Source organism: Mycolicibacter kumamotonensis, assembly GCF_002086285.1.
In the GTDB taxonomy this organism is placed as follows: domain Bacteria; phylum Actinomycetota; class Actinomycetes; order Mycobacteriales; family Mycobacteriaceae; genus Mycobacterium; species Mycobacterium kumamotonense.
The window spans coordinates 38,659-60,098 of sequence record NZ_MVHU01000005.1; the positions used below are offsets into that span (position 1 = coordinate 38,659).

Annotated in this window: 22 protein-coding genes; 8 read left to right on the forward strand and 14 right to left on the reverse strand. The window is 68.3% G+C overall.

Features of this window, described 5'->3' with window-relative positions:
- Positions 1 to 2 precede the first annotated feature (2 nt).
- From imuA' to guaA, 3 genes are all read right to left on the reverse strand, one after another.
- Positions 3 to 689 (reverse strand): DnaE2-dependent mutagenesis accessory factor ImuA', encoded by a 687-nt coding sequence (gene imuA', locus BST28_RS05050; RefSeq protein ID WP_083080216.1) that lies wholly within the window; start codon positions 687 to 689, stop codon positions 3 to 5.
- A 176-nt stretch (positions 690 to 865) separates the two neighbouring features.
- Positions 866 to 1,783 carry an NAD-dependent epimerase/dehydratase family protein gene (locus tag BST28_RS05055; RefSeq protein ID WP_083080287.1) on the reverse strand — a complete coding sequence of 306 codons (918 nt, stop codon included), beginning with the start codon at positions 1,781 to 1,783 and terminating at the stop codon, positions 866 to 868.
- Positions 1,784 to 1,918: 135 nt separating this feature from the next.
- Entirely contained in the window at positions 1,919 to 3,472 is a 1,554-nt protein-coding gene (gene guaA / locus BST28_RS05060) for a glutamine-hydrolyzing GMP synthase (protein ID WP_083080218.1), read from the reverse strand.
- A gap of 47 nt (positions 3,473 to 3,519) precedes the next feature.
- Here guaA and BST28_RS05065 point away from each other — a divergent pair, with 47 nt between their 5' ends.
- Positions 3,520 to 4,320: a beta-phosphoglucomutase family hydrolase gene (locus BST28_RS05065; RefSeq protein WP_083080219.1), complete on the forward strand. Its 801-nt coding sequence runs from the start codon at positions 3,520 to 3,522 to the stop codon at positions 4,318 to 4,320.
- On the forward strand, positions 4,310 to 6,670 hold the full coding sequence (locus BST28_RS05070) for a glycoside hydrolase family 65 protein (RefSeq protein ID WP_083080221.1): 2,361 nt from the start codon (positions 4,310 to 4,312) through the stop codon (positions 6,668 to 6,670). Before BST28_RS05065 ends, BST28_RS05070 begins: the two co-directional genes overlap by 11 nt.
- Positions 6,671 to 6,674: 4 nt before the next feature.
- Here the strand turns inward: BST28_RS05070 and BST28_RS05075 are convergent, their stop codons facing one another.
- The 3 genes from BST28_RS05075 to guaB all read right to left on the reverse strand — a co-directional run bounded on the left by BST28_RS05075 (position 6,675) and on the right by guaB (position 11,166).
- The gene (locus BST28_RS05075) at positions 6,675 to 8,405 is read right to left on the reverse strand and encodes a GMC family oxidoreductase (protein WP_083080222.1); all 1,731 of its coding nucleotides are present in this window, start codon (positions 8,403 to 8,405) and stop codon (positions 6,675 to 6,677) included.
- Positions 8,406 to 8,503: 98 nt separating this feature from the next.
- Positions 8,504 to 9,631, reverse strand: coding sequence for a GuaB3 family IMP dehydrogenase-related protein (locus BST28_RS05080; protein WP_207570044.1), 1,128 nt, complete (start codon positions 9,629 to 9,631; stop codon positions 8,504 to 8,506).
- 68 nt (positions 9,632 to 9,699) lie between these two features.
- On the reverse strand, positions 9,700 to 11,166 hold the full coding sequence (gene guaB / locus BST28_RS05085) for an IMP dehydrogenase (RefSeq protein WP_205634564.1): 1,467 nt from the start codon (positions 11,164 to 11,166) through the stop codon (positions 9,700 to 9,702).
- 243 nt (positions 11,167 to 11,409) lie between these two features.
- On the opposite strand from guaB, the gene BST28_RS05090 reads away from it, so the two are divergent.
- Positions 11,410 to 11,814, forward strand: a complete 405-nt coding sequence (locus BST28_RS05090) for a DUF5319 domain-containing protein (RefSeq protein WP_029249582.1) — start codon at positions 11,410 to 11,412, stop codon at positions 11,812 to 11,814.
- A gap of 4 nt (positions 11,815 to 11,818) precedes the next feature.
- On the opposite strand, the gene BST28_RS05095 is transcribed toward BST28_RS05090, so the two are convergent.
- The gene (locus BST28_RS05095) at positions 11,819 to 12,631 is read right to left on the reverse strand and encodes a tetratricopeptide repeat protein (protein ID WP_083080225.1); all 813 of its coding nucleotides are present in this window, start codon (positions 12,629 to 12,631) and stop codon (positions 11,819 to 11,821) included.
- Between the two features lie 241 nt (positions 12,632 to 12,872).
- Here BST28_RS05095 and BST28_RS05100 point away from each other — a divergent pair, with 241 nt between their 5' ends.
- The 5 genes from BST28_RS05100 (at position 12,873) to BST28_RS05120 (ending at position 16,170) form a co-directional block, all read left to right on the forward strand.
- Positions 12,873 to 13,160 (forward strand): WhiB family transcriptional regulator, encoded by a 288-nt coding sequence (locus BST28_RS05100; RefSeq protein WP_029249317.1) that lies wholly within the window; start codon positions 12,873 to 12,875, stop codon positions 13,158 to 13,160.
- Between the two features lie 84 nt (positions 13,161 to 13,244).
- The gene (locus BST28_RS05105; RefSeq protein WP_234808197.1) at positions 13,245 to 13,490 is read left to right on the forward strand and encodes a hypothetical protein; all 246 of its coding nucleotides are present in this window, start codon (positions 13,245 to 13,247) and stop codon (positions 13,488 to 13,490) included.
- Positions 13,491 to 13,573: 83 nt separating this feature from the next.
- A complete protein-coding gene (locus BST28_RS05110) occupies positions 13,574 to 13,885 on the forward strand; it encodes a DUF732 domain-containing protein (RefSeq protein ID WP_083080227.1) in 312 nt (103 codons plus the stop codon).
- A gap of 104 nt (positions 13,886 to 13,989) precedes the next feature.
- Positions 13,990 to 14,985: a PE-PPE domain-containing protein gene (locus BST28_RS05115; RefSeq protein WP_234808198.1), complete on the forward strand. Its 996-nt coding sequence runs from the start codon at positions 13,990 to 13,992 to the stop codon at positions 14,983 to 14,985.
- 135 nt (positions 14,986 to 15,120) lie between these two features.
- Entirely contained in the window at positions 15,121 to 16,170 is a 1,050-nt protein-coding gene (locus tag BST28_RS05120) for a PE-PPE domain-containing protein (protein WP_234808199.1), read from the forward strand.
- Positions 16,171 to 16,215: 45 nt separating this feature from the next.
- Here BST28_RS05120 and BST28_RS05125 read toward each other — a convergent pair whose 3' ends face one another.
- The 7 genes from BST28_RS05125 to rimI all read right to left on the reverse strand — a co-directional run bounded on the left by BST28_RS05125 (position 16,216) and on the right by rimI (position 21,440).
- On the reverse strand, positions 16,216 to 16,497 hold the full coding sequence (locus BST28_RS05125) for a hypothetical protein (protein WP_019737715.1): 282 nt from the start codon (positions 16,495 to 16,497) through the stop codon (positions 16,216 to 16,218).
- Between the two features lie 10 nt (positions 16,498 to 16,507).
- A complete protein-coding gene (locus BST28_RS05130; protein ID WP_029249315.1) occupies positions 16,508 to 16,807 on the reverse strand; it encodes a GlsB/YeaQ/YmgE family stress response membrane protein in 300 nt (99 codons plus the stop codon).
- A 212-nt stretch (positions 16,808 to 17,019) separates the two neighbouring features.
- The gene (locus BST28_RS24580) at positions 17,020 to 17,316 is read right to left on the reverse strand and encodes a VOC family protein (RefSeq protein ID WP_019737713.1); all 297 of its coding nucleotides are present in this window, start codon (positions 17,314 to 17,316) and stop codon (positions 17,020 to 17,022) included.
- 342 nt (positions 17,317 to 17,658) lie between these two features.
- Positions 17,659 to 19,281 (reverse strand): chaperonin GroEL, encoded by a 1,623-nt coding sequence (gene groL, locus BST28_RS05140; RefSeq protein ID WP_083080230.1) that lies wholly within the window; start codon positions 19,279 to 19,281, stop codon positions 17,659 to 17,661.
- A gap of 100 nt (positions 19,282 to 19,381) precedes the next feature.
- Positions 19,382 to 19,684 carry a co-chaperone GroES gene (groES, locus tag BST28_RS05145; RefSeq protein ID WP_019736720.1) on the reverse strand — a complete coding sequence of 101 codons (303 nt, stop codon included), beginning with the start codon at positions 19,682 to 19,684 and terminating at the stop codon, positions 19,382 to 19,384.
- 287 nt (positions 19,685 to 19,971) lie between these two features.
- Positions 19,972 to 20,997, reverse strand: a complete 1,026-nt coding sequence (gene tsaD, locus BST28_RS05150; protein WP_065287263.1) for a tRNA (adenosine(37)-N6)-threonylcarbamoyltransferase complex transferase subunit TsaD — start codon at positions 20,995 to 20,997, stop codon at positions 19,972 to 19,974.
- Entirely contained in the window at positions 20,994 to 21,440 is a 447-nt protein-coding gene (gene rimI / locus BST28_RS24585; RefSeq protein ID WP_234808203.1) for a ribosomal protein S18-alanine N-acetyltransferase, read from the reverse strand. The genes tsaD and rimI overlap by 4 nt, the downstream gene beginning before the upstream one ends.

The window sequence follows — 21,440 nt, forward strand, 5'->3', positions numbered from 1 at the left end:
CGCTACCCGGCCCCGGTTCGCCCGGCCGCGCCCCCGCGGGCCTGTACCTGGAGCCGCACCGCACCGATCCGCCCGAAGCCGGGGCGCGCCGCACAGCCCCCGCTTGTCACCTCATAGCCGCTCACCCGGGCGTCCAGCCGCAGCGCCGCGCCCTGCCAGTCACCGCCGGAGATCAGCAGGACGCAGCCCCGGTGCCGGGCCCGGGCCAGCACCACCCGGGTGCGCGCCGGCGGCACGCGGCAGCCGCCCAGGCCGAGCACCACCAGATCCATGCCGTCCATCAGCACCGTGGCCACTTCCACCGGATCGTTGCCGGGGTCGGGGATCACCGCGAGTCGGCTCAGGTCGGCGCCCATCTCCGCCGCGGCCAGCAGGCCGGTGTCCGGCTGGCCGACGATGGCCGCGTTACCGCCGGCTCCCGTCACCGTGGCCACCATGCTCAGCACCAGTGAACGGGCCCCCGAGGCCACCGCCACCGTGCCCCGCGGCAATCCCGCGGGCAGCACCGCGGCCAGCAGCGGCGGGACCGGCAACACACGCTCAGAAGCTGGAGCCGCCGGGGCCGCCCCCCGCCGCCCGGCGCCCACCTTCCCGGCCACCGCCGCCATCTGCCGACGCAGCTGTTCCAGCTGGTCAGCACGATTTTCAGGGGCGCTAGGGCGTTGCCCCACGTCCACCGCCGCCGTCATGATCGCCTCCGGGAAAACTCGCCTCAGTTCGAAACTATGTTCGATACGACCGAGTGAACACTTCCCCACCGACAACCGTCAAGCCGGGCCACCTCAGGGGGTATCACCGGCCCCGGGAGTCACATCCGCACCGCGTCAGAAGGTGTGAGATCTTTCCGAAACGGCTAGCGCATGCGCTATCGCGAAGGGGTGCCGGCGGCCATCGCCCGATACCCTTCCCGCACGCTCGGGTACCGGGGCGCCCAGCCCGCGTCCGCGTGGAAACGCGCGTTGCTGACACGTAGTGATCGGGTTATCGATGTGGTGCGATCCCCGAGCAGAAGGGCCAACCGGCCCGGCCCGGCGATCCACGGTTTGGCGCCGACGGCCTCGGCCAGCGCTTGGGTGTGCTGCTTCTTGGTGACGGGTTCGTCGTCGACGACGTTGTAGGTACCGGCGGGGCATGTCAGAGCGGCGGCCACGGCGCCGGCCGCATCAGGGAGGTATATCGATGACATGTAGGAATCCCGGCGGCCGGCCTGGAAAGCGACGTGATGACGGGCCAGGTCCATGATCTGTTCGCTGTGGGCCGCGCCCGGCCCATAGAACTGTCCGAAGCGCAGAATCACTGCGTCACCGCCGGTTTCGGCGAATCGCCGGGCGCTGGATTCTGCGGCGTGGTTCCCCGATGCAATCGGATAGTGGTCCACGGCCGAGTCCTCGTCGAGCCAGCGGTCCCCGCCGTCGTGGTAAATCATCACCACCGACTCCTGCACCACTCGCGGGACTGCCGCGGCCAACGCTGCGTCGACGACCGTCGCCGACCCCTCGGTACGTATCCGCTCGCATGCGGCCCAGGCGGATTGGAGAAGGAACCGCTGCGGAGAAGGGAGCGCGGAGGCCATATTCACCACCGCGTCGTGGCCATGGAAGGCTTTGGTAAGTGCGTTCCGGTCGAACAATGACACGCGAATCGGCCTGGCGCCCTGGCTGATTAGAACCGCCGCTTTGGCGTCACTTCTGGCCATTGCCGTGACCTCGTGCCCAGCGGCGATCAACGCGGGCACCGTGTGGCTACCGATTGCGCCGGTGCCACCCGTGACGAATACGCGCACTGCGGGCACCTCCGTATCGGTCACCCACCGGAGACTGGTGATATCACCGGCGCAATCCGATTTGAACTCATCACACCACAACTCCGCTGGTGCGCAAGTGACAGCTGTTACTCGCAGGTCGGCGCGGCCCGGAGATCACTCCCACTCGATGGTGCCGGGCGGTTTGCTGGTGATGTCCAGCACGACCCGGTTGACCTCGGCCACCTCGTTGGTGATCCGGGTGGAGATGCGCTCCAGCACCTCGTAGGGCACCCGCGTCCAGTCGGCGGTCATGGCGTCCTCGCTGGACACCGGCCGCAACACGATCGGATGCCCGTAGGTGCGGCCGTCGCCCTGCACCCCGACCGAGCGGATGTCGGCCAGCAGCACCACCGGGCACTGCCAGATCTGGTGGTCCAGACCGGCGGCGGTCAACTCCTCGCGGGCTATCGCGTCGGCTTGGCGCAGTGTCGCCAACCGCTCGCCGGTGACCTCGCCGACGATCCGGATCCCCAACCCCGGGCCCGGGAACGGCTGGCGCTCAACGATCACCTCCGGCAATCCCAATTCACGCCCGACCGCACGCACTTCGTCCTTGAACAGCAGCCGCAGCGGCTCCACGAGGGTGAACTTCAGATCATCCGGCAGTCCGCCGACGTTGTGGTGGCTCTTGATGTTCGCGGTGCCGGCGCCCCCACCGGATTCCACCACGTCGGGATACAGCGTGCCCTGCACCAGGAAGTTGATCTCTTCATCGGCGGCCAGATCACGCACCGCGCCCTCGAAGGCGCGAATGAACTGGCGGCCGATGATCTTTCGCTTGCCCTCGGGATCGGACACCCCCATCAGCGCGTCGAGGAATACCTCGGCGGCATCCACCGTGACCAGCCTTGCCCCGGTGGCGGCGACGAAGTCCTCCTGCACCTGCTCGCGTTCCCCGGCGCGCAACAGCCCGTGGTCGACGAACACACACGTCAGCCGGTCGCCGATGGCGCGCTGCACCAGCGCCGCGGCCACCGCGGAGTCCACCCCACCGGACAATCCGCAGATGGCATGGCCGTCTCCGATCTGGGCCCGCACCTGTTCGATCAGCGCATCGGCGATGTTGGCGGGCGTCCAGGCCGCGTCGATGCCGGCGAACTCGTGCAGGAACCGGCTGAGCACCCGTTGCCCGTAGGGGGTGTGGATCACCTCCGGGTGGTACTGCACCCCGGCCAGCCGGCGGGCCCGGTTCTCGAACGCGGCCACCGGCGCGCCGGCGGTGCTGGCCACCACCGCGAACCCGTCCGGCGGGTCGGTCACCGCGTCGCCGTGGCTCATCCACACCGGCTGGGTGCTCGGGAAGCCCGAATGGAGTTCGCCGCCGGTCACTTTCAGTTCGGTGCGGCCGTACTCACTGGTGCCGGTCCGCTCGACGGTGCCGCCGAGTGCGGCCGCCATGGCCTGGAAGCCGTAGCAGATGCCGAACACCGGCACGTCGAGGTCGAACAGCGCCGGATCGAGCCGGGGGGCGCCGTCGGCGTAGACACTGGCCGGCCCGCCGGACAGCACGATCGCCCGCGGTTCACGCGCGGCGATCTCCTCGACGGTCGCGGTGTGCGGGACGACTTCGGAGAACACCCGCGCCTCCCGGACCCGGCGCGCGATCAGTTGGGCATACTGCGCGCCGAAGTCGATGACCAACACGGGGCGAGGCGATGGAGACGACACCAAAGAGAGTTTAGTGGCCGCAAAACTCAGCCGATCCGACGGCGGGCATGGTGAAGTGGACACCAGCGGAAGGAGGGCCGACCGTGTCCGAGCTGCTCGGGCTGCCCCGAACGGTGCGCGCCTGCCTGTTCGACCTCGACGGTGTGCTCACCGACACCGCCAGCGTGCACACCAAGGCATGGAAGGCCATGTTCGACGCCTACCTGGCCCAGCGCGCCGAGCGCACCGGCGCGCCGTTCGTGCCGTTCGACCCGGCGGAGGACTACCTGCGCTTCGTCGACGGCCGGAAACGCGACGACGGGGTGCGCGCCTTTCTGGCCAGCCGCGACATCGTGCTGCCCGACGGCGGCGACGACGACCCGCCCGACGCCGAAACCGTGCACGGCCTGGGCAACCGCAAGAACGCGGCGTTCCTCGAGACGCTGCAGGCCGACGGGGTGGAGGTGTTCGAAGGCTCGCGGCGCTACCTGGTGGCGGTCACCGAGGCGGGCCTGGCCACCGCGGTGGTGTCAGCCAGCGCCAACGCCGGCGAAGTGCTGGCGATCACCGGCCTGGACAAGTTCATCGCACAGCGTGTCGACGGGGTGACCCTGCGCACCGAACACATCGCGGGCAAGCCGGCCCCGGACTCGTTCCTACGGGCGGCGCAGCTGCTCGGTGTGCCACCCGCAGCAGCCGCGGTATTCGAAGATGCACTATCGGGGGTGGCGGCCGGACGGGCCGGCGGGTTTGGATTCGTGGTGGGCGTCGATCGGGTGGGGCAGGCCGAAGACCTGCGCAGCCATGGCGCCGATGTCGTCGTCACCGATCTGGAGGAACTGTTGCGAAGGCAAGCCGATGATTCCTGAGGACTATTTTCCGATCGAGCCGTGGCAGCTCCGCGAAGCCCGGCTCGACCTGGATCTGCTCGGGCAGACCGAATCCCTGTTCACACTGTCCAACGGGCACATCGGGTTGCGGGGCAACCTCGACGAGGGCGAGCCCTACGCCCTGCCCGGCACCTACCTGAACTCGTTCTACGAGGTGCGGCCGCTGCCCTACGCCGAGGCCGGGTTCGGCTATCCGCAGGCCGGCCAGACCGTCGTCGACGTGACCAACGGCAAGATCATCCGGCTGATGGTCGACGACGAGCCGTTCGACGTCCGCTACGGCGAACTGGTCGACCACGAGCGCATCCTCGACATGCGGGCGGGCACCCTGACCCGCCGCGTGCACTGGCACTCCCCGGCCGGCAAGCAGGTCAAGGTGCACTCGGTCCGACTGGTGTCACTGGCCCAGCGCAGCGTCGCGGCCATCGAGTACGTCGTCGAGGCGGTCGGCGAATTCGTTCGTGTGACAGTGCAATCCGAGCTGGTCGCCAACGAGGACCAGCCGCCGACATCCGGCGATCCACGGGTCGCGGCGATCCTGGAGAACCCGCTGGAGGCCGTGGAACGGGAGAACACCGACCGCGGCGCGGTGCTGGTGCACCGCACCCGGGCCAGTGGGCTGATGATGGCCGCGGCCATGCACCACGAGATCGAGGTGCCCGGACGGGTCCAGGTCAACACCATGGCGATTCCCGACGTGGCGGCGACCACCGTGGTGTGCGGGCTGCGCCCGGGACAGAAACTGCGGATCATCAAGTACTTGGCCTACGGCTGGTCCAGCGAGCGGTCCCGGCCCGCGCTGCGCGACCAGGCCGTCGCCGCGCTGACCGGAGCCCGCTACAGCGGCTGGCAGGGCCTGCTCGACGCCCAACGCGCCTACCTCGACGAATTCTGGGACGGCGCCGACGTCGAGGTCGACGGCGATCCGGACTGCCAGCAGGCCGTCCGCTTCGCGCTCTTCCACCTGCTGCAGGCCAGCGCGCGCGCCGAACGCCGGGCGATTCCCAGCAAGGGCCTGACCGGAACCGGGTATGACGGCCACACCTTTTGGGACACTGAGGGTTTCATCCTTCCGGTGCTGACGTACACCGCTCCGCACGCGGCGGCCGATGCGCTGCGCTGGCGCTCATCGACACTCGATCTGGCCCGCGATCGGGCGACCGAACTCGGGCTGGCCGGGGCGGCGTTCCCGTGGCGGACGATCCGTGGCCAGGAGTGCTCGGGGTACTGGCCGGCCGGGACGGCGGCCTGGCACATCAACGCCGACATCGCGGCGGCGTTCGAGCAGTACCGGATCGTCACCGGGGACGGTTCCCTGGAGGGCGAGTGCGGGCTGGCGGTGCTGGTCGAGACCGCGCGGCTGTGGCGGTCACTGGGTCACCACGACCGGCACGGCGTGTGGCACCTGTCCGGCGTGACCGGGCCCGACGAGTACACCGCGATCGTCCGGGACAACGTGTTCACCAATCTGATGGCCGCCCACAACCTGCGCACCGCCGCCGAGGCGTGCGCACGCCATCCCGATGCCGCTCACGAGATGGATGTCACCACCGAGGAGATGGCCGGCTGGCGAGACGCGGCCGACGCGACGCACATCCCCTACGACGAGGAACTCGGCGTGCACCCGCAGTGTGAAGGCTTCACCTCCGCCGCGGAGTGGGACTTCGACAACCGGACCACCTACCCGTTGCTGCTCAACGAACCCTATGTGCGGCTCTACCCGGCCCAGGTGGTCAAGCAGGCCGACGTCCTGCTGGCCATGCACTGGCGCAGCCACCTGTTCAGCCCCGAAGAGAAGGCCCGCAACGTCGACTACTACGAGCGGCGCACGGTGCGGGACTCCTCCCTGTCGGCGTGCACCCAGGCGGTGATGTGCGCCGAGGTGGGGCATCTGGAACTGGCCCACGACTACACCTACGAAACGGCGTTCGTCGACCTGCGCGATCTGCACGACAACACCCGCGAGGGACTGCACCTGGCGGCGCTGGCCGGGACGTGGCTCTCATTGGTGGCCGGGTTCGGCGGCCTGCGGGACGACGAAGGCATGCTGGCGCTGGATCCGGCTCTGCCGGAGGGGATCTCACGGCTTCGATTCCGGTTGCGCTGGAGGGGGTTCCGCGTCACGGTCTGCGCCACCGACAATGACGTCACCTACACGCTGCGCGACGGGCCCGACGGCCGGCTGATGATCCACCACGGCGGCAAGGAACTCGAACTGACCACGCAGGCACCCACGACGGTGCCGGCGCGCCGGCGCGAACCGCTGCTGCCGCCGCCGCAGCAGCCGCCCGGCCGCGAACCCAACCACCGCCGCCGCGTCGCGCGGTGAGGCCTCAGGCGATGCCGGAGGTCCAGCGCAGCGCGCCGACGGCCTGGTCGGGCACCGCCGGGTTCTTCGGCGCGATCGGGTCCAGCCGCCGGTAGGGCTCACCCTGGGCCGGCCGCTGGTCGGCCTCGCCCTTGTTCGGCCACAGTGACGCGGCCCGTTCGGCCTGGGCGGTGATCGACAGCGACGGGTTGACGCCGAGGTTGGCCGAGACCGCCGCGCCGTCCATCACGGCCAGCGTCGGGTAGCCGTACACCCGCTGGTAGGCGTCGATGACACCGTGCTCGGGACTGTCGCCGATCGCGGCTCCACCCAAAAAGTGCGCGGTGAGCGGGATGTTGAACAGCTCGCCCCAGGTGCCCCCGGCCACGCCGTCGATCTTGGCGGCGATGCGGCGGGTGACCTCGTTGCCGACCGGGATCCAGCTCGGGTTCGGTTCGCCGTGCCCCTGCTTGCTGGAGTAGCGGCGGAAGCCGAGCTTGCCGCGTTTGGTGAAGGTGGTGATCGAGTTGTCCAGGTGCTGCATGACCAGCGCGATCACGGTGCGCTCGCTCCACTGCTTCGGATTCAGCAGCCGCAGGATGTGCGCCGGGTCCTCGCGGGCCTGGTCCACCAGCTGCCGCCAGCGCGGAACGTCGGTCCCCTTCGGACCCGCGCCGTCGGTCATCAGGGTCTGCAGCAGACCCATCGCGTTGGAGCCCTTGCCGTAGCGGACCGGTTCGACGTGGGTATCGGCGGTGGGGTGGATCGAGGAGGTGATCGCCACGCCGTGGGTCAGGTCCAGCTCCGGGTTGACCTTCAGCGTCGCCGCTCCGACGATCGATTCGGAGTTGGTGCGGGTCAGTACACCCAGCCGCGGCGACAGGTTGGGCAGTTTGCCCTTGTCCCGCATCTTGAACAGCAACCGCTGGGTGTTGTAGGTGCCGGCGGCCAGAATCAGATACCGCGCGGTGAAGGTCTTACGGTGCCGGCGTGCCCGCAGGCCGGTGCGCACCGTACGCACCTGCCACAGTCCGTCGGCTCCCTGCTCGAAGGCCGTCACCGTCGTCATCGGATGCACCTGTGCGCCAGCGGATTCCGCCAGATACAGGTAGTTCTTCACCAGGGTGTTCTTGGCGCCCCAGCGGCAGCCCGTCATGCACTCGCCACACTCGATGCAGCCGGTGCGCTGCGGGCCGGCGCCGCCGAAGTAGGGGTCGGCCACCGTCTTGCCCGGGGCCTTGACCCCGCTGGCGCCGTCCGGGCCGAAGAACACCCCGACCGGGGTGGGCACGAACGTGTCGCCCACCCCCATGTCGTCGGCGACCTGCTTGATGATGCGGTCGGCGTCGGTGAACGTCGGGTTCTTGACCACCCCGAGCATCCGCTGCGCCTGGTCGTAGTGCGGCATGAGCTCGGCGCGCCAGTCGGTGATGTGCGCCCACTGCTTGTCGGCGAAGAACGGCTCCGGCGGGACGTAGAGCGTGTTGGCGTAGTTCAGCGAACCGCCGCCCACCCCGGCGCCGGCCAGCACCATCACGTTGTCGAGCAGGTGGATTCGCTGGATGCCGTAGCAACCGAGCTTCGGCGCCCACAGGAACTCGCGCAGGTGCCAGGAGTTCTTGGCGAAGTCCGCGTCGGCGTAGCGGCGTCCCGCCTCCAAAACGCCTACGCGATAACCCTTCTCGGTCAGTCGCAGCGCGCTGACGCTGCCACCGAAACCCGAACCGATGATCAGTACGTCGTAATCCGGCTGCATCGCACCAGTATGCACCAGCCGGTACCGGCGGTAGCAGGGTCGTCGAGGCTACATTTCCGCCCGTTTTTTGTCCCCGGGAGACGAAAAACGCTCCGAGCTCAGCTCCCGACGGTCAGCCCGACTTTCTGAAATTCCTTGAGGTCGCAGTAGCCGGCCTTGGCCATCGACCGGCGCAGCCCGCCGACCAGGTTCAGCGACCCGAACGGGTCATCCGAGGGACCGTCGAGCACCTGCGCCAACCCCGGCCGCTCCCCGTAGGCGACCTGCATCAGCGCGCCGCGCGGCAAGGACGGGTGCGCGGCGGCCGACGGCCAGTACCAGCCGTCGCCCTGCGCCTCGGCCGCCGCCGCCAGCGGAGTACCCAGCACCACCGCGTCGGCACCACAGGCGATCGCCTTGGCCAGGTCCCCGGAGGTGTGGATGTCGCCGTCGGCCAGCACATGCACGTAGCGCCCGCCGGTCTCGTCGAGGTATTCGCGGCGGGCCGCGGCGGCGTCGGCGATCGCGGTGGCCATCGGCACGCTGATGCCCAGCACCTCATCGGAGGTGGTCACCCCCGAGGTGGAGCCGTAACCGACGATCACCCCGGCCGCGCCGGTGCGCATCAGGTGCAGTGCGGTGCGGTGGTCGAGCACCCCACCGGCCACCACCGGGATGTCGAGCTCGGAGATGAACGTCTTCAGGTTGAGCGGTTCGCCGTCGTTCGCTACCCGCTCGGCGGAGATGATCGTGCCCTGGATGACCAACAGATCGATACCGGCGGACACCAGTGCCGGCGTCAGCGCCTGGGCGTTCTGCGGGCTCACCCGCACCGCGGTGATCACCCCGGCCTCGCTGATGCGCGCCACCGCGGCGCCGAGCAGCTCGGGGTTCAATGGCGCGGCGTGCAGCTGCTGGAGCAGCCGGATCGCCGCCTCCGGCTCCGGCTCCTTGGCCGCCACCTCGACGACCTGGGCGACCTTGCTCTCGACGTCGGCGTGCCGGCCGATCAGCCCCTCGCCGTTGAGCACCCCCAGACCGCCGAGGCGGCCCAGTTCGATCGCGAACTCCGGGGACACCAGCGCGTCGGTGGGGTGGGCCAGCACCGGGACCTCGAACCGGTAGGCGTCGAGCTGCCAGGCCGTTGAGACGTCCTTGGAGGAGCGGGTGCGCCGGGACGGCACGATGTTGATGTCGTCGAGCTCATAGGTACGTCGAGCGGTGCGGCCCATGCCGATCTCAACCATGTCACGCATGACGGGTCAGCCTCGTTTCTGTATTCGCTGCGCGAGAATGTGCCGGGACGAACGTCTGCTCAGCGCACGTAGTAGTTCGGCGCTTCGACGGTCATGGTGATGTCGTGCGGGTGACTCTCCTTCAACCCCGCGGCGGTGATCCGCACGAACTGCGCCTGCTGCAGCGCTTCGATGGTCGACGACCCGGTGTAGCCCATCGCCGCCCGCAGGCCGCCGGTGAGCTGGTGGATAACGGTGGTCAGCGGACCGCGGAACGGCACCCGGCCCTCAATGCCCTCGGGCACCAGTTTGTCCTCGGAGAGCGCGTCGTCTTGGAAGTAGCGGTCCTTGGAGTAGGACTTGGCGCCGCCACGGCCCTGCATGGCGCCCAGCGACCCCATGCCGCGGTAGCTCTTGAACTGCTTGCCGTTGACGAAGATCAGCTCACCGGGCGACTCGGCGGTGCCGGCCAACAGCGAACCGAGCATGGCCGTCGACGCCCCGGCGGCCAGCGCTTTGGCGATGTCACCGGAGTACTGCAGCCCGCCGTCGGCGATCACCGGCACCCCGGCCGGTTGACACACCGCTACCGCCTCCATGATGGCGGTGATCTGCGGGGCGCCCACCCCGGCGACCACCCGGGTGGTGCAGATCGAACCGGGGCCGACCCCGACCTTCACCGCGTCTGCGCCGGCCTCGACCAGCGCGGCCGCGCCGCTCCGGGTGGCCACGTTGCCTCCGACCACCTCGACCCGCTCCCCCACTTCGGCCTTGAGCTTGCCGACCATGTCGAGCACCAGCCGGTTGTGGGCGTGCGCGGTGTCCACGACCAGCACGTCGACTCCGGCGTCGGCCAGCGTCATCGCCCGGACCCACGCGTCGGCGCCAACACCGACCGCGGCGCCGACCAGCAGCCGGCCGTCACTGTCCTTGGTGGCGTTGGGATGCTGCTCGGTCTTGACGAAGTCCTTGACGGTGATCAGCCCGGTCAGCTTGCCGTGGCCGTCGACGATCGGCAGCTTCTCGATCTTGTGCCGGCGCAGCAGCCCCAGCGCGGCGTCCGCGGAGACCCCCTCCTGGGCGGTGATCAGCGGCGCCTTGGTCATCACCTCGGCGACCGGCTTGTTCTGGTCGACCTCGAAGCGCATGTCCCGGTTGGTGATGATCCCGACCAGGGAGCCGTTCTTGTCGACGACGGGCAGCCCGGAGATCCGGAACCGCGCGCACAGGGCGTCCACCTCGGCCAGGGTGTTCTCCGGGGTGCAGGTGACCGGATCGGTGACCATCCCGGCCTCGGAGCGCTTCACGGTCTCGACCTGGCCGGCCTGCTCGGTGACCGGCAGGTTGCGGTGCAGCACACCCATGCCGCCGGCGCGCGCCATCGCGATCGCCATCCTGGCCTCGGTGACGGTGTCCATGGCGGAGCTGACCAGCGGCACCTTGAGCCGGATCTTGCGGGTCAGCCGACTGGAGGTGTCGGCGTTGGCCGGCACTACGTCGGACGCCGCAGGAAGCAGCAGGACGTCGTCGAAGGTCAGGCCCAGCATGGCGATCTTGTCCGGATGCCCACCGGCTTGGCCGCCGGCGGGCGGCGCATCATCGAGCGGGCCGGTCGCATACGAAATCGTCGGGGCGCTGGCATCACCAACGGACATCGGGAGCCTCCACTACGCAGCCGGGGTAGAAGCCCATCTTAGTCGCGGCGTACAGCGGCTTCCGTCCCCCACCACCCTTGACGGTTATAACCGGCCGCTGGCGTTCTGACATGGGGTCTGCGTACCCTGATGGGCGTGCGTGACCACCTGCCACCCGGTTTGCCGCCTGACCCGTTCGCCGACGATCCCCACGACCCGTCCGCTGCGCTGGACGCCGTCGAACCCGGCCAGCCTCTGGATCCGCAGGAGCGGACCGCGGTCGAGGCCGACCTCGCCGACCTGGCGGTCTATGAGGCACTGCTGGCGCGCAGGGGAATCCGCGGCCTGGTGGTGTGCTGCGACGACTGCCAGCAGGACCACTACCACGACTGGGACATGCTGCGCGCCAACCTGCTGCAGCTACTCATCGACGGCACCGTCCGCCCGCACGAGCCGGCCTACGACCCGGAGCCGGACAGCTACGTGACCTGGGATTACTGTCGCGGTTACGCCGACGCCTCGCTCAACGGGGCCACCTCGGAGGCCGACGGCTACCGCTGAGCCGTTACCGGTGCTGCCACTGTCCGCCGCGGTATCGCACCAGCTCAGCGGCCTCATCCCGCAGGCCGCACAACTCTTCCACGGAGTAGGACGCACTAGCAGCGTCGTTCACATCAATCAGCAGGCACGCCAGCGCCCATCGCAACGGAATCAGTCCCAGCCGCTCGGTGTCCTGCAGTGCGGCCTGGGCCACCGCGCGCGCTCGGTCGACATGCCCCGCGCAGCACAGCGCGCCGGCCAGCACCACCTGGCTTTTGACCCGATGACGCGCCCCGGCATCCGGGGCGTCGTGGGTCTGCTCCAGGGCCTGCTCGGCGTGCCGCACCGCGGTGGCGCCGTCACCGGTGACCATCGCCAGTTCGGCCGTCACCCAGTTCCGGCGCACCGCCAGCCGGGACGGCGCGGGCGGCTCGGGCACCCGGCGCAGCAGTGCCGCCGAAGCGGCGAAGCGCCCGATGCCCAGCGCGTCGGCGGCAAGCCCCACCAGGGCATCGGCGGTGGCCTCGGGGTCGGCTTGCTGTTCGTTGCGGGCCAGGGCCAGCGCCCGGCCGTCCAGGCCGCGGGCGAGCTGGTGGCCGCCGAGTTGGCGCAGGAACGACGCCCGCGTGCTGTAAGCCAGCGAGGCCAACGGGCCGGCCGGGGTCTGGCGCAGCAGCATCGCCAGGTCGGCGTCGGCACTGGCATAACGGCCCTGCCCGCCCGCGGCGACGGCGCGCAGCCACCGCTGCCGGGGAGTGGTCGCGGCGGGCAAAGGCCAGCGGCCGGGGGCACCGCCGAATGCCGCAGCAGCCAGCGCCGCGTCTGGGTCCTCGCTCATCGCTGCGCGACGTTACGCGGCCGGGTCACCACCTCGGCGTCCACCCGGAAAAACATCCACTCTCAGGGAATGCCCACTGTCTTAGGTCACCCTTTCTTAACCGTTACGTGGGTCTAACTTCAGACGGTTTGGCTAGCGTCCCCTCAGCGCCGGAAATCAGCCGGCGCTGTTTTTCGCGCACCACCGAGACACCTCAACGGCCGCAACCGATCCGGCCGACCAGCGTTCGAGAGGGGTTCCCATGCCACTGGTTGAGCAACTTCCCGGCCGCAATGCGGATGTATGGGATTGGCAGCTCCGAGGAGCATGTCGTGGGGTCGACTCGTCGGTGTTCTTCCCACCCGACGGGGAGCGCGGTCGTGCCCGAGCCCAACGGGAGCAGAACGCCAAGAAGTGGTGCCGCAACTGCCCGGTGATGGAGCAATGCCGTCAGCACGCGCTGGCTGTCGGGGAGCCCTACGGCATTTGGGGCGGTATGTCGGAATCCGAGCGGCACGCCGCGCTGCGCTACCTGCGGCCCAGCGGCTGACCACAGGGCCAGACCAGCCCCCGCAATTCGGGGGCTGCGCACTGTTTGTCCACATTGTCGGACCGATCGTGTTGAGTCAGAGGCATGCGATCTGCACCGGCATTGACGGCAGTACTGGTCACCACTTTGGGCGTCGCCCTGGCCCCGGCGGTCAACGCCGACCCGGCGGGCTGCTCCGACCAGCGACTCTGCGGCGATCTGAGCGACGTCTACTACTGCCCCGACACCGGCTCGGTGGTGGGCGCGTTCGACGCCTGCCCCTCACTGGTGACCGGACCCTATGCACCCGGCGGACTGCGCCCCAACGAGGGTCTGACTCCGCTGAGCTGAGATTCCGGTCGTTACCCGACATCGCCGGCAGCGACGCCGCTACGCTTCCCAGCGGTGCAGGCCGTCGCGAGAAGGGGAACAACGTGCGCACACAGCTGCTGTTCGGGACGATTGCGGCCGGGGTCGGCATCGGGTTGATCGGCGCACCCACCGCCTACGCCGATGAGGAAGGGTTCCTCAACGAGTTGCGGGCCAACGGGTTTCCGGGTCTGACCATCGCAGACGCCCAGCTGCCCGACGGTGTGGTCGTGGCGAACGGGTGGATGGCCTGTAACCGGCTGCACCTGGGCGAGAAGCCCGAACAGACACTGGCGCAGCTGAACCCGAACGACCTCGACAAGGGGCGCATGCTGCTCAACGCCGCACAGCACAACCTGTGTCCCGACACGCTCTGACCGGTCCGGAGGGGAACCCGCTCACCCTGATTTGACGGGTGCGTCAGTTAGCAAACGGCCGGAAAAACGGCGAACTCAATATCAGCGTGTGATAAGCACATGCGATGAGAACGCGGGGAGCAACGACGAAGACAGCGATCGCACACGTCGCCGTCGCCGGCCTGATCGGGGCCGGGGCCGGGGTGGGGATCAACCACACCGTCGATGCGGCGGCAACGCTGTTGGCCTCCACCGGTCCGCTGGCGGGCAGCGTGACGGCACTCATCCTCGGGGGCACCACCGAGCCGACGCCGTCACCTCAATTCGCGCGGACCGCCGAGAACCTGTTTTTGAACCCGTTGGGATTCAACGGCGGATCAACCGATTCGACGGTCTGCTACATGGACGGCACCGACCCGTGCAGCGCGCCGCTGCAGGTGCTCACCACACCCGAACTGATCCAGCAGGGCCCGAGCAGTCTCACCGGCGCGTCGGCCATCGTGCTCGCCGTCCAGAACGAATTCAACGCCAACCCGGGCGCATTCGACGCCGACCACCCGCTGACGATCTTCGGCTACTCCCAAAGCGCCACCGCCGAGTCGATCGCCATGACCCGGCTGGCCGAGCTCGGCATTCCCAGTGACGCATTGCATTTCGTGTTCATCGGCGACCCGTCGACTCCCGATGGCATCTGGCAACACGTGGAAGCCGCCATGGTGGCGACACTCGGCCCCGACCTGACGAACTATCTGCTCAACCTGTTCGGCATGACCGAGGTCCTCGGCAACGAGACACCCAATGACCTCTACGCGACGACGATTTACGGCCTGCCGGGTGACCCGGTCTCCAACTTCGCCGACGTCTATGCCGATAAAGGACTGTTCGGCGCGCTGCTGGACATCCTCTGGCCGCACGTGTGGTACCTGGGCCTGACACCCGAGCAGGTCGCCGACGCCACCACCACGATCGACGGCGCCCTGACCTACGTCAATATCGACGACAGCGACATCAACGGCCTCGATGCCTGGCTCAATGCGGTCTTCGTCGGAGGGGCCGCCAACAGTGGCATCTTCGAGAGCCTGTGGGACTCGCTGCAGCTGTTATTCAACAACTTTTTCTGAGCCGACGAGTTCTGAGCCGCGCCTCGTCCCCACCGTGAGCGGGGCGCGAACCAACGGCCGGCCCCGCGGATGAGAATGCTGACTCGATTTTGAGAACGGGATACTCTCATGCGACGCACAGCGGGAGGGAAGGCTATGGCTCAGGTGGCGAGGCGATGCGCGGGGCGGCTACTGGCGGAGACCGAACCCAACACGAGAGAGCGCGGTACAGCCGTTAAGGCCCTTGCCCAGCTTGCGGTCGCCGCGACGATCACCGCCGCGGCCGGCGTGGGAGTCGCTCACACCGTCAGCGCCGCCGCCACGCTGCTCGCCTCTACCGGTCCGCTGGCCGGCAGTCAGACCGCGCTCATCCTCGGCGGAACCGGCCAGCCGACGCCGTCGCCGGAATTCGCGCGATCGGTCGAGAACCTCTATCTCAACCCGCTCGGTTTCAACGGCGGCTCAACCGATTCGATCGTCTGCTACATGGACGGCACCGGCCCGTGCAGCGCCCCCCTCCAGGTGCTGACCACCCCGGAACTCTTCCAACAGGGACCGAGCAGCCTCACCGGCGCGGGGCTGATCGTGCTCGCCGTCCAGAACGCATTCGACGCCAACCCCGGCGCCTACGACGCCGAACACCCGCTGACGATCTTCGGCTACTCCCAAAGCGCCACCGCCGAATCGATCGCCATGACCCGCCTCGCCGAGGCCGGCATCCCACTCGACTCGCTGCACTTCGTGTTCATCGGCAACCCCTCCGCCCCGGACGGCATCTGGCAATACCTTGAATCGGCCATGGTGGCGACGATCGGCCCTGACCTGACGAACTATCTGCTCAACCTGCTGGGCATGACCGAGGTCCTGGGCAACCAGACACCCAATGACCTCTACGCGGCCACCATCTACGGCCTGCCCGACGATCCGGTCTCCAACTTCGCCGACGTCTACGCCTCCGACGGCCTGTGGGGCGCATTGCTGGGCATCTTCGGCGCGCACGTCGAGTACCTGGGGTTGACGCCGGACCAGATCGCCGACGCCGCCACCACGGTCGACGGCACCCTGACCTACGTCAATATCGACGACAGCGACATCAACGGGTTCGACGCCTGGCTCAGCGCCCTACTCTGGCACGGGGTCGCCAACAGCGATCCGTTCCAGGCCCTGTCCGACTCGATAAACCTGCTTTTCAGCAACTTCTTCTGAGCCGGTAGCGGCCGGTTCGAATCGCCTTGACGGCCGCAATTCCGGTCAGCCGTGCGGGGCCTCGGATATCTTGCTGTCCGGGCTTCCCACCGTCTTGCAGTAGGTCGACACCGACAGCCGGGTCGCCGAGATCTCCAGATTGGAGGGATCTGCGCCGCTCTTGTCTTTGAGCATCTTGCTGATTTCGTCGTCCTGCTTCTTCTCGTCCTGCTCGACGAAGTCCTTGCATCGGGTATCGCCACCGGTGTTGATCACCTTCGAGGCCGAGCACCCGCTGGAGAGCAGCACACCCAGTGTCATAGCCGCAACCGCAACGTATTTCATCATTCCTCGCCCCTTACGCCTCGCGCCCGAACAGACGCATCACCCAGAGCAGGATGATCGCGCCCAGGATCGCGGTGAACAAGGTGAACCACCAGCCGCCGCTCGCCGTGTCGACGACGAAGCTCAGCAGAAAACCACCGATCAATGCGCCGACAACGCCCACGACGACGTCGGCGAACAGGCCGTATTTGGTTTTCATGACCATTCCCGCGATCCAGCCGGCAATGGCGCCGATGATGATGTAACCGATCCACCCGACACTGGTCAACGTTGTAGAGCGAGCCAGGAATTCAGTGGCAGCCACTGCGTTCATGGTGATCTCCTTTTCAGCACCGTCATACGCCGTCCTGCTTGACGCCGCGGTGGATCAGTACCCGTTCTCCACGATTGCAAACCAGCTCGCCGCATCCACGCACTGTTGTGGACGAAGCACCGCCAAGCAACGTGGTGGACGGCTGAAATATCGAGCGTTCCGGAAAAGAGCCCGTGACTTTTTGCTCGCGTAGTCGCGCCGTCGGCGCCGGATCAAGTCAGCAGAAGCAGCGGAGCATTCTGTTGGGGACACGTCGAAGCCCAGGTGCGGGTTATCAACTCGGATTCCGGAGTGCCCGCTCGCAGAGCGGTGAGCATCGCCTCAGGGTCGAACGATGGCCTAAACGGGTCACGGCTGTATTCGTCGCCCTTGAGGTACGCAGTCGCTTCGTCTGGCGCCATGTCGTCGATCTGTAGCTCGACCATGTTGCCGTCGGGGTCGCGGTAGTAGAGCGAAGTGGTCGGCCCATGCTGTACCGGGACGCGCGGATAGATCCCGCCCTTCTTCAACTCGGTGAATTTGGCTAAGGCTCTCCAAGTCGGGGAATGCGTACACCGAATGCGAGAGCCCGACCGCCATCGGGGTGCGGGGAACAGGTTGAAGGCGGTGATGCTCCTCATCGAATGCCATGAACCAAAGCACCTCGTTCTCGAAAACCACATGGGCGTCCAGAACTTTGAGGTACCAATCTCTCAGCGCCTTCAGGTGCCCGGTCTACCTGATCGGAGTCTGGCACCGTCGACAGGTCTCGGTCTGGCAAATTCTGGTGATTTGCAGATTGGATGGCATCGGGTGTCTCACAGCATGAAAAAGCCCCCGCCGAAACGGGGGCTTTCTCATGGCTTCCAGGCCTAGTGGGCGTGACCGTGATGCCCGTGCCCGGCGTGCTCGTCGGCCTCGGCCGGCTTGTCGACAACAGCCGTCTCGGTGGTCAGCACCATCCGCGCCACCGAGGCGGCGTTTTGCACCGCCGAACGGGTCACCTTGACCGGGTCGACGATCCCGTCAGCGGCCAGGTCACCGTAGGACAGCGTCGCGGCGTTGAAGCCCTGCCCCGCCGGCAGCTCGGCCACCTTGCTGGTCACCACCGCGCCGTCGACACCGGCGTTGGTGGCGATCCAGTACAGCGGCGCACTCAGCGCGGCGGCGAACACCTCCACGCCCAACTTCTCGTCGCCGGTCAGCGAGGACCGCAGCTCCGCCAGCACCGTGCGGGCCTGCACCAGGGCGGTGCCGCCACCGGTGACGATGCCCTCCTCGACCGCGGCCTTGGCGGCCGCCACCGCGTCCTCGACGCGATGCTTGCGCTCCTTGAGCGCGGTCTCGGTGGCAGCGCCGACCTTGATCACCGCTACCCCACCGGCCAGCTTGGCCAGCCGCTCCTCGAGCTTTTCGCGGTCCCAGTCGGAGTCGGTCGCCTCGATCTCGGCGCGCAGCTGCTTGACGCGAGCGGCGATCGCCTCGGCGGTGCCGGCCCCGTCGACGATGACGGTGTCATCCTTGGAGACCACCACCCGGCGGGCAGTGCCCAGCACATCCAGACCGGCCTCCCGCAGGGTCAGGCCGACGTCGGGGTTGATCACCTGGGCGCCGGTGACGATCGCGAGGTCCTCCAGGAACGCCTTGCGCCGGTCACCGAAGTACGGCGCCTTGACCGCGACGGCCTTGAGCGTCTTGCGGATCGCGTTGACCACCAGGGTCGATAGCGGTTCACCCTCGACGTCCTCCGCGATGACCAGCAACGGCTTGCCTGACTCGGCGACCTTCTCCAGCAGCGGCAGCAGGTCGGGCAGCGAACTGATCTTGTCCCGGTGCAGCAGGATCAGCGCGTCCTCCAGCACGGCTTCCTGGGAATCGAAGTCGGTGACGAAGTACGCCGACAGGAAACCCTTGTCGAAGCCGACGCCGTCGGTGATCTGCAGCTCGGTGTTCAGCGTCGAGGACTCCTCCACACTGACCACGCCGTCGCTGCCGACCTTGGTCATGGCCTCACCGACCAACTCACCGATCTGCTCGTCGCGCGAGGACACATTGGCCACCTGCGCGATCGACTCCTTGCCGGTGACCGGGGTGGCCGCGGCCAGCAGCGCCGCCGACACCGCCTCGGCCGCCTTGGCGATACCGGCGCCCAGCGCGATGGGGTTGGCGCCCGCCGCGACGTTGCGCAGCCCGCCGGAGATGATGGCCTGGGCCAGCACGGTGGCGGTGGTGGTGCCATCGCCGGCGACGTCGTTGGTCTTGGTGGCCACCGACTTCACCAGCTGGGCGCCGAGGTTCTCGAACGGGTCTTCCAGGTCGATCTCTCGGGCCACGGTCACGCCGTCCATGGTCACCGTCGGGCCGCCGAAGGACTTGGCCAGCACCACGGAACGGCCGCGCGGGCCCAACGTGACCCGGACCGCGTCGGCGAGCTTGTCGACGCCGGCCTCCATGGCCCGCCGGGCGGCCTCGTTGAACTCAATCTGCTTGCTCACGAATGTTCAACCCTTCCTTCACGCGTGCCGCCCCGGAGATCGCCCCCCAAACCAGATTGGTACGGGGATCTCCGGGGCGGGCACGGTGGTTGCTGGTGGCTTACTTGCCGACGATGGCCAGCACGTCGCGCGCCGACAGGATCAGGTACTCCTCACCGGCGTACTTGATCTCGGTGCCGCCGTACTTGCTGTAGATGACGACGTCGCCTTCCTTGACGTCCAGCGGGATCCGCTTGTCGCCGTCCTCGTCCCACCGGCCGGGACCGACGGCGACGACGGTGCCTTCCTGCGGCTTCTCCTTGGCGGTGTCGGGGATGACCAGGCCGGAAGCGGTCGTGGTCTCGGCCTCGTTGGCCTGAACGAGGATCTTGTCCTCGAGTGGCTTGATGTTCACGCTCGCCACGATTGGAGCCCTCCACATTGTCTGGATGTGGCCCGGCATTTCGCCGGGCCCATCGGTACGTACTTACTTAAGGTGTTCGGCATTCGTGCGAACCCTCGCGTCGTCGTCGCGGGTGCCGAGCAAGGAATCGTCCGACTGCCACCTAGCACTCTATACATGAGAGTGCTAGCACTCAAGGTGGGGCCGCTGCGAATCGCAACTTTTGCGCGAAGGTGCACAGTTGTACGCCTGCGCCCGGCGTGTCGGGGGCAAACACGCTCACGCCGTGGGGGGCGGGGGTCAGGGGGTCAGCCGATCCGGGCCTGCACCACCGGCAGGCCGGGATCGGTGGCCACATCCAGCGGCGAAGGCGGCGCCCCGGCCGCGATCAGATGCGCCGCGAACGACGCGATCATCGCCCCGTTGTCGGTGCACAGCCGCAGCGGCGGGATGCGCAGGCTCAGACCGGCTGCCGCGCACCGCTGCTCGGCCAGCTCACGCAGCCGGGAGTTGGCGGCCACCCCACCGGCGATCAACAACGTGCCGACACCGACGTCGGTGGCCGCCCGCACCGCCTTGGCCGTCAAGACGTCGGCGACGGACTCCTGGAAGCCCGCCGCCACATCGGCGGGGACGAAGTCGGGGTTGCGTTCCACATAGCGGGCCACCGCGGTCTTGAGTCCGGAGAAGCTGAACGCGTAGGGGGCATCGCGCGGCCCGGTCATCCCGCGCGGGAACACCACGGCATCGGCATCCCCGGTGCGGGCCAGCTCGTCGAGCACCCGCCCGCCGGGGTAGCCCAACCCGAGCAGCCGGGCCACCTTGTCGTAGGCCTCCCCGGCGGCGTCGTCGACGGTGCTGCCCAACTCGACGATCGGTTCCCCCAGCGACCGCACGTGCAGCAGGTGGGTGTGGCCGCCGGAGACCAGCAGGCCCACGCACTCGGGCAGCGGACCGTGGGCGTAGACGTCGGCGGCCAAGTGTCCGCCCAGGTGGTTTACGGCGTAGAACGGCACCCCCCAGGCAGCGGCATAGGCCTTCGCCGCGGCCGAGCCCACCAGCAGCGCACCCGCCAGACCCGGGCCGATGGTGGCGGCCACGGCGTCGGGACGCTGCAGGCCCGCACTCGCCAGCGCCCGGCGCATCGTCGGGCCCAGCGCCTCCAGGTGCGCCCGCGACGCGATCTCGGGCACCACCCCGCCGAACCGGGTGTGCTCTTCGACGCTGGAGGCCACTTCGTCGGCCAGGAGCTCCAGCGTGCCGTCGCCCGCCAGCCGCGCGATGCCGACACCTGTTTCATCGCAAGAAGATTCGATCGCCAGCACGATTGTCATAGACAGGCCTCTCGCCGCATCATGTAGGCGTCCGCACCGTTGCGGTAGTAGCGCTTCCGCAATCCGGTCTCGACGAAGCCGACGTCACGGTAGAGCGCGATCGCCGCCGTGTTGTCGGTGCGGACCTCCAGATGTACGACACCGCCGGCGGCATAGGCCAGCAGGTCGTCCAGCAGCTTGCGGCCGATTCCGCGGCCCTGGTGGGCGGGATCCACCCCGATGGTGTGCACCTCGAATTCGAACGGCGGGGTACGCCCGAGCCTCGAGATCCCGCCGTAGCCCACCAGCTCATCGCCGATGCGGGCCGCGACGTAGTGATGATCGGGGGCGCCGATGGCCCGGTGAAACGCCTCCGCCGGCCACGGGTCGTCGCCGCCGAACAACTGCGACTCCAGTTCGGCGCAGCGCGCGGCATCGGTTTCGAGCAACGCACCGATGGCCAC